The organism is Halobacterium sp. KA-4, assembly GCF_021028995.1.
Taxonomy (GTDB): domain Archaea; phylum Halobacteriota; class Halobacteria; order Halobacteriales; family Halobacteriaceae; genus Halobacterium.
In genome coordinates, this window is the sequence record NZ_JAJJZG010000037.1 from 1 (window position 1) to 6919 (window position 6919).

Annotated in this window: 5 protein-coding genes and 2 pseudogenes; 5 read left to right on the top strand and 2 right to left on the bottom strand. The window is 53.6% G+C overall.

Features of this window, described 5'->3' with window-relative positions; genetic code table 11:
• Window positions 1–128 precede the first annotated feature (128 nt).
• The 5 genes and pseudogenes from LPA44_RS17695 to ribB all read left to right on the top strand — a co-directional run.
• Window positions 129–662, top strand: a pseudogene (locus LPA44_RS17695) (transposase); the annotation flags it as partial.
• Between the two features lie 51 nt (window positions 663–713).
• On the top strand, window positions 714–1484 hold the full coding sequence (locus LPA44_RS17700) for an SDR family oxidoreductase (RefSeq protein WP_230890805.1): 771 nt from the start codon (window positions 714–716) through the stop codon (window positions 1482–1484).
• A gap of 133 nt (window positions 1485–1617) precedes the next feature.
• Window positions 1618–2831: pseudogene (locus tag LPA44_RS17705) on the top strand (IS701 family transposase).
• Between the two features lie 259 nt (window positions 2832–3090).
• Entirely contained in the window at window positions 3091–3768 is a 678-nt protein-coding gene (locus tag LPA44_RS17710) for a CTP-dependent riboflavin kinase (RefSeq protein ID WP_230890806.1), read from the top strand.
• Window positions 3761–4435, top strand: coding sequence for a 3,4-dihydroxy-2-butanone-4-phosphate synthase (gene ribB / locus LPA44_RS17715; RefSeq protein ID WP_230890807.1), 675 nt, complete (start codon window positions 3761–3763; stop codon window positions 4433–4435). Before LPA44_RS17710 ends, ribB begins: the two co-directional genes overlap by 8 nt.
• Here ribB and LPA44_RS17720 read toward each other — a convergent pair.
• Together LPA44_RS17720 and LPA44_RS17725 are read right to left on the bottom strand one after the other, a co-directional pair.
• The gene (locus LPA44_RS17720) at window positions 4418–4981 is read right to left on the bottom strand and encodes an HIT family protein (protein ID WP_230890808.1); all 564 of its coding nucleotides are present in this window, start codon (window positions 4979–4981) and stop codon (window positions 4418–4420) included. The genes ribB and LPA44_RS17720 overlap by 18 nt on opposite strands.
• A 94-nt stretch (window positions 4982–5075) precedes the next feature.
• Entirely contained in the window at window positions 5076–5960 is an 885-nt protein-coding gene (locus LPA44_RS17725) for an IS1595 family transposase (RefSeq protein ID WP_230890809.1), read from the bottom strand.
• Window positions 5961–6919: the final 959 nt, after the last annotated feature.

Here is a 6919-nt window from a genome sequence, read left to right on the forward strand (position 1 = left end):
CGACACATCCGGGCAAGCCGTCTGAGCGATGCCATATCGCCAGACGGCGTCCATTTCCGGGTTAATCTGGCGGAATATTGCACTAAGAGCGTTTGAAGCGACCGTCAATCGACGGCAAAACAAGGCAAGCCCAGTTCAAGCGAGGCCAGTACGAGGGAACACGGTCGCTGGATACGAAGCGGTTCCGCGTCGTCGGCGTCCGGGATTCGGACGCCGACGACTACCATCTGTACATCACGAATTTGCCGAGAGAAGAGTTTCTCCCGGCGGATCTAGGGACGCTGTATCGGTGTCGCTGGGAGGTAGAGACGTTGTTCCGTGAGCTAAAAACACAGTACGAACTGGACGAGTTCGACACAAGCAACCGTGATGTTGTGGAGATTTTGCTGTACGCGGCGTTGTTGTCACTGCTGGTGAGCCGTGAGCTGTTGGATCTGGTGACCGAGCAGGCCGACGATGAGATCGTGTTTCCGCCGGAACGCTGGGCGGCGACCTTCCGGTCGCACGCCCAGCTCATCCTCCACAAACTCGGTGAGTATCTCGGTTACTCGCCACCGCCGTTGCTGGAGCGGCTGATCGAGGATGCACAGAAGATCCACCAGCAACGACCAGTCTTACAGGAGACGCTCGCTACCGCTACGCAACCGAGGTATGAGTCTTAGCTAAAGACGAATGGTGGCCAACATTAATTATGAAGCCGCAGAACCATAGCCATGACTGACCTATTGGAAGACCAAACAGCAGTGATCACAGGTGCAGCAAGTGGAAACGGACGTGGAATTGCACAACGATTCGCAGAGCATGGTGCAGACGTCATTTGTGCCGACATTCGTGAAACACCGCGTGAGGGTGGGACGCCGACACACGAACGAATTAACATGAAGACCGACCAGGAGGCGGTCTATGTTGAGTGTGATGTATCGGACATTGGTGATCTCAATTCCGCGGTTGAGGCTGCAGAACAGTACGGGGGCATCGATTGTATGGTAAACAATGCTGGTATTACCCACACTGGAGAGTTCCTAAATGTCGACGAAGACATCTTCGATCGATTGATCAACGTTAATCTAAAAGGGACTTTCTTCGGCACGCAGGCTGCCGCTGAACGAATGGTCGAGAACGGTGGCGGAACCGTCATTAACTTATCTAGCCTCGCTGGATATCGGGGTTATGGCGACTTTCCGACCTATTGTGCATCGAAGGGCGGAATTCGCCTCCTCACCTACGCACTTGCGGATCGACTCGGTCCGGAAGGGATTCGAGTAAACGTGTTACATCCGGGACTCATCGAAACCAAGATGTCGACCGAGGACAATCCGATGCTCGGTACCGATGAGACCGAGGCATTGCTGGAGACTATTCCCCTACGCCGGGAGGGTCAGCCTGAGGACGTGGCTGATGCTGCACTGTATTTGGCAAGCGATCTCTCCTCATATGTAAACGGCGAGAGTCACGCGGTCGATGGTGGTTGGTCGAAAGTCTGATCTACAAGTCCCGAGAGATTTTCAGTGGCTCAAAGGGCATCCACAGTTACCAACTTCTGAGAAGAGGGTTTCCCATTATAACTCAGCTTTGCACGTTGAAGTGGTAGCATGACGTAGGCGGTGGCAAGGACGGATGATGCCGATTACGGACTTCTTGTCGTGTACGCGCGTGTTCGACGAGTTCGACTCGCTGTCACCAGCACAACGTCACCACGCGAAAACCTACGCCATCGGTCTTGTTGCGGCCAGCAACAAGACCGTGGCCGGTATCGCACGCGAAGTCCTTCCAGCGCAGGGCAAACGCGCACTCAACAAGTTCCTCACCCACTACGACTGGGACGAACAACAGTTCAACCACGAACGCTTCGAAGAGCTTCAGAAACACGGTGAAACGCGCTGGTCACAGGATGGCTACATCATCCTCGACGACACCATCACCGAGAAAGCCGGGGACTTCGTCCCCGGCGTCGGCCGGTTCTACGATCACTCTGAAGGCGACACTGTCTGGGGCCAAGACCCCATCTACGCCTTCTACGCCGACAAAACAGCCTACCCGCTCGCTTTCCGCCTCTACGAACAGCAAGACGAGAACAACAAGACCACGACACCAAGTACAATCTCGCCCGTGAGATTGTCACCGAACTCGAAGAAGAGGTAGGTGTGCCTGCGGACACCTACCTCTTCGACTCGTGGTTCGCTCACGACTCTGGCCTTCCTGACCACATCGAATCCTACGACAAGGACTGGATCGGCCCGCTCCGCAGCAATCGACAGGTGAGCTACGGCGGCGAAGAGATCCGCGTCGATGCGCTGGCCGAGCGCATCGACACGACCGAGCGCAACATCGATGAGGAAACCTACCACATCTGGACGAAGAAGCTTCCCGTCTCCCAACTGGGAGACGTGAAGCTGGTCATCGCCGAGAAAGAAACCGACGAAGAGGACCCGGTCAAGTACCTCGCCACGAACAAAATCGACGCACCGAGCCAACATGTGATCCGCTCGTACGGGATGCGGTGGCGCATCGAGACGTTCTTCGAGGACTCGAAGCAGGATCTCGGCTTAGGAGACTGCGAGATGCAGACCGACGAAGGTGCCAGTCGGTACTGGCACCTTCTGATGGCTGCCTACAGTCTCGTTCGTCTTGATCCTGACTCGAGCGCCTTGGGGACGGTTCGCTCGAAAGCGTCATCGCTTCGAGCGAACTTTGAACACTCGCTGAAAGAAGCCGTGTACAATCTCCTCTCGTGGGTTCGAGACAACGATGATCGTGACGTCGAAGATCTCATGGAAGAGATCGACCACCTCTTCGTTCACTCAACTGCTGACGCTAACGTGCAAAGCTGAGATTATAACTCTCATCTAACCATAGATCTGAACACCAGGCCCTACCATCTGTTGAAAATTGCTGAGCGTACCCGATTATACTAACCAAACGTAGACTAATTGTCTTCAATATCTGGTTTAGGGCCACGCCCAACTCGTAGCAAGCACAATATTCATGCTGCAACCGAAGAGGACTCAGTATGAAACATCAGATTATTGAGGATGTCTTTTTACGTCTGGAGGAAGGATTTAGGGACACCCGGATAGAGGTGCGTTACCAATGAGCCAACTACATTCGTCAGAAGAGGACGATTCGCTACCACTTCCGAAGGCAGCCCAATCAATTTTGGGTGAGCTCAGAGCCGATGGAGCTGCAGTACGCGAAACATGGACAACGGTACGAGAGATAGGAAACCGAACGGAATTGTCCATAGACGTCACTCGCGAGCATCTTCGGTGGCTCGCAGTGAATGGTTATATTCGACTCACCATCGTGGAGGGAGGGATTCTTGTTAAAATCACATCACCTGGGTTTGCAGGGGACGATTCCCCGAATTCTAGCTGTGAGAAATTCACTGGCCTCATTACTGACGGCAAGGGGAAAGGAAAGCACTTTGTCAAACTTCAAGGATACGCTCGTCAATTCCGACAGAAGCTTGGTTATGACCCGTATCCTGGAACATTAAATGTCGATCTTACTTCTGGGTCTATCCAAGACCTTGATCTAATTCCAGCGATCTGCATAAACGCGTGGTCTACCGACGAGAAAACGTTTGGAGCAGTATATTGCTATCCGGCAATAATCAAAGGAGAGTCAGGAACCACGCATAAACCCGCTCACATTATCGTTCCTGAGCGAACGAGCCATGATAATACTACACTTGAGATTATAGCACCAACAGAACTCCGTTTAATCCCAGAAATAGAGACTAACAAGCAGGTGACTGTTCATGTCTGAAACCGACTCATCAGCGCCTAGACAAAGCGCTGCGAAACGTGCCGTCCAATCGTTGCAAAAAGGCAATCCCGTTCTTATCCATGATTTCGATGAGCGAGAGGACGAGACAGACATAATCTTCCCTGCAGAGGCTGTGACGCCTGCCGATGTAGCTCGACTACGAAATGATGCTGGTGGGCTTATTTGTGTAGCAATTTCACACGAGATTGCAGAAACACTTGAATTGCCATTCCTCGCAGATGTTATATCACACCCCTGCGCAGAGACGCAGGATCTAGCATATGATGATCGTTCCTCATTCTCTCTTCCGATCAATCATCGAGATACAACAACTGGGATACCTGATAATGAGCGGGCATACACGATCGCTGAACTGGGCAACATTGTTCGGAACCCAAACATGGAAGAATTCTCATCTGAATTCCGGTCGCCCGGTCACGTCCATCTTCTCAAGGGAGCACGAGGCGGACTAGATCAACGCTGTGGTCATACCGAGCTTTCGCTGTGTCTTGCTGAAAAAGCGAACTGGGGACCAGCGGTGGTCGTCTGTGAGATGCTTGACGATAGGACTGGCGAAGCAGCCACTAGGCAAGATGCTATAAAGTATGCCCGGAAAAATGACCTCGAGTTTGTCGAAGGACGTGAAATTTTACGCGAACTTCTCTGATACAGGAGTTTCAAGCTGGATTGCGGCGTCATCACCTTTGTATGTGGCAGACTCGAGTTCTTGAAAAGCATCATGGAGCCGGTCATAACTTTCATCTAAAGCCTCGACAATAACCGTCGTATTCGCTGTAGTTGGCATAAATGTAGTATCACTGTGCCATCTTGGAACAATATGGATGTGTACGTGGTCTGTGATCGATGCACCGCCCGCGGACCCAATATTCATTCCGGTGTTAAAACCATCTGGCGAGAGCGCGCGGTTCATAGCGTCAACTGCTTGCTGTTGAAGGATCGCAGCAGAGGCGACAACCGATGCGGAAAGATCGGTGAGATCTCCTTTATGGTCATCTGGAATTATGAGAAGATGGCCGGGGTTGTATGGTGCTTTGTTCAACACTGCGAACGCGTGCTGGTTCCGCGCAATAACCCGATGTTCACGGTCTGTTTCTGATTCAGCTATAGCACAAAACACGCAGCCATCAAATTCATCATTTCTGTTATCTCGGGAGACCCAATCCATTCTCCAGGGTGCGAAAATTTTCTCCATACTACCTATCAGAAGAGGGACTGCTTAAATTTTACTCCGAAAATTTTCGCGGTGTTAAGTTAAGGACGCTCTTGTGGCGGAGATTGTTGGTGAGTCATAGCGCAGTTTCGAGGATGGTTTTGAGCGCTTCTTTCCCCGGTTTTCGGAACACTTCACGGCGGAGCTGAAACGCTCGGAGATACGGTGTGAGTCTGTCTTTCGAGATGCCTCGATGCGGCGAGAGCCACCGTCGCGCCAGCGACGCGTGGCTCTCGCAGGTGTTCACGTGAACGGCTCCATCGACGTACTCGCCGTCACCGTGGACGACGTATTGACGGGTGAATGCGTCGTCCTCGTCAAGTGGGTCGTACGCCCGAAACCCGTCTGTGTAGACGGTTAACGACTCCTGCTGGCGGGCAGCCAGGAGGAGTCGAATCCGTGATTCGGTTGCAGCTTTCGCTGGGATCACGTGCCGTTCACCGGTGCCACGATCTGCGAGAACAAACACAGGGAGCTTGTCCTCAGCGTATGTTCCACGCCCGCGCGTGGACAGGCCACGCGAGCGCGACGGTTGGTCGCGCTCGCGGCCCTTGAGACCCGCTTTCACGTAGAATTCGTCAATCTCAACGGGGCCTTTGAGGTGTGGTCGAGGCGCGTCCAGCGCTCGCAAGAAGCGCTGGACGCGCCGGTAGACCGTCTTGTAGGAAACGTCGATCTCTACGTCTAGCTGCCTGACGCTCGTGTTCATGCGGATGTAGGTGTAGACGGCGAGAAACCATTTTCTGAGTGCGACCGCCGAGTGTTCGAAGACGGTGCCAGTTTGATCGTTGAACGTCCGGTCGCAATCCTTACACAGATACCGTTGAAACACGCGATAGCTGCCGTACCGAATCACAGATTCGGCACGGCAGCGCGGGCAATAGACGCCGTCACGCCAGCGAATCTGTGCCAGCAGATTCGCGGCGCGACGCTCCGAGACGAACGTCTTGATTGGCATCATCGTTCGTCGGGTGACGCGGTTGCGTCACCCTTGCCTGCTGTGACTTCCAGCTATTGCCGAGAACTGACCAACAATCCTCTACCCAAGAGCGTCTTGGTTTGCAGCCCGGTCAACATGCCGGAGCTGCTGGCGTTCACGAGGGACCTCGCTTCCGTGCAGCCCATCAGAACGCTTTGCGTTCTGAGGACAGGACCACACTGCCGCTACACCTATCCCTGGGACGTGGTCGGGTTACCAATATAATCCGATCAGGTGAGCGGTCGTGCCGCCTCAGTGTTCAACATGCGACGTATGCGTTCTACAATCGGAGTTTCCCTGGGCGTGGATTGGTCGAGCGTTGTCGGATTCGCGTTTCCTGAAGAGAGATTTTCTCTTCAAAGGTGACCTCCTCCTCGCCGTAAACGGCGAGGCTTCCCACGGCACCGCACCGCTGAGTTGGGCTATTTGCTGGTTTACGACCGGTCGGCATGACGGGCCGATGGCGGGGCCACACCGCCGTTACTCCTATCCCGGCAGGGGACTCGGAGTTATCTTAACCGAGACACCACAGCGGTTCGAGAGTGTGTCTCGAACGTTCTGGGCCTCAGAGTCCCAATATTGTGCATTTGAATGGCGGTGTGACCGCCTCGGTGTACGCCATGCTACGATACACTACCACTTAAATATCCGTATTGCTGCTGAACGTGGGTTGTAGAGGCGTTGTCGGATTCACGCCCGCCGTGAATGGCGGAATTCTCTCCTCGAAGAAAGATAGATGGTCTCGGGCACACACCCCAGGTGTCGAGTGTAAATCCATACGAGAAGCAGGAGAGACAGGCTGATACTCGCGTTTTCAGTACATCACAAAGCCGGTTAGTTAGAACGTCTGCTTGCTGAGGATGTGCACTCCAACAAGCAAGCAGACAGTGAAATCCACGAGGACCAGCTCCTTAACTTCCTCGTCAACCGACTTGACGAGG

Excerpts from the sequence above, each read along its gene's own strand:
- LPA44_RS17700 (WP_230890805.1), top strand. The coding sequence starts at position 714 with ATGACTGACCTATTGGAAGACCAAACAGCAGTGATCACAGGTGCAGCA.
- LPA44_RS17710 (WP_230890806.1), top strand. The coding sequence starts at position 3,091 with ATGAGCCAACTACATTCGTCAGAAGAGGACGATTCGCTACCACTTCCG.
- ribB (WP_230890807.1), top strand. The coding sequence starts at position 3,761 with ATGTCTGAAACCGACTCATCAGCGCCTAGACAAAGCGCTGCGAAACGT.
- LPA44_RS17720 (WP_230890808.1), bottom strand. The coding sequence starts at position 4,981 with ATGGAGAAAATTTTCGCACCCTGGAGAATGGATTGGGTCTCCCGAGAT.
- LPA44_RS17725 (WP_230890809.1), bottom strand. The coding sequence starts at position 5,960 with ATGATGCCAATCAAGACGTTCGTCTCGGAGCGTCGCGCCGCGAATCTG.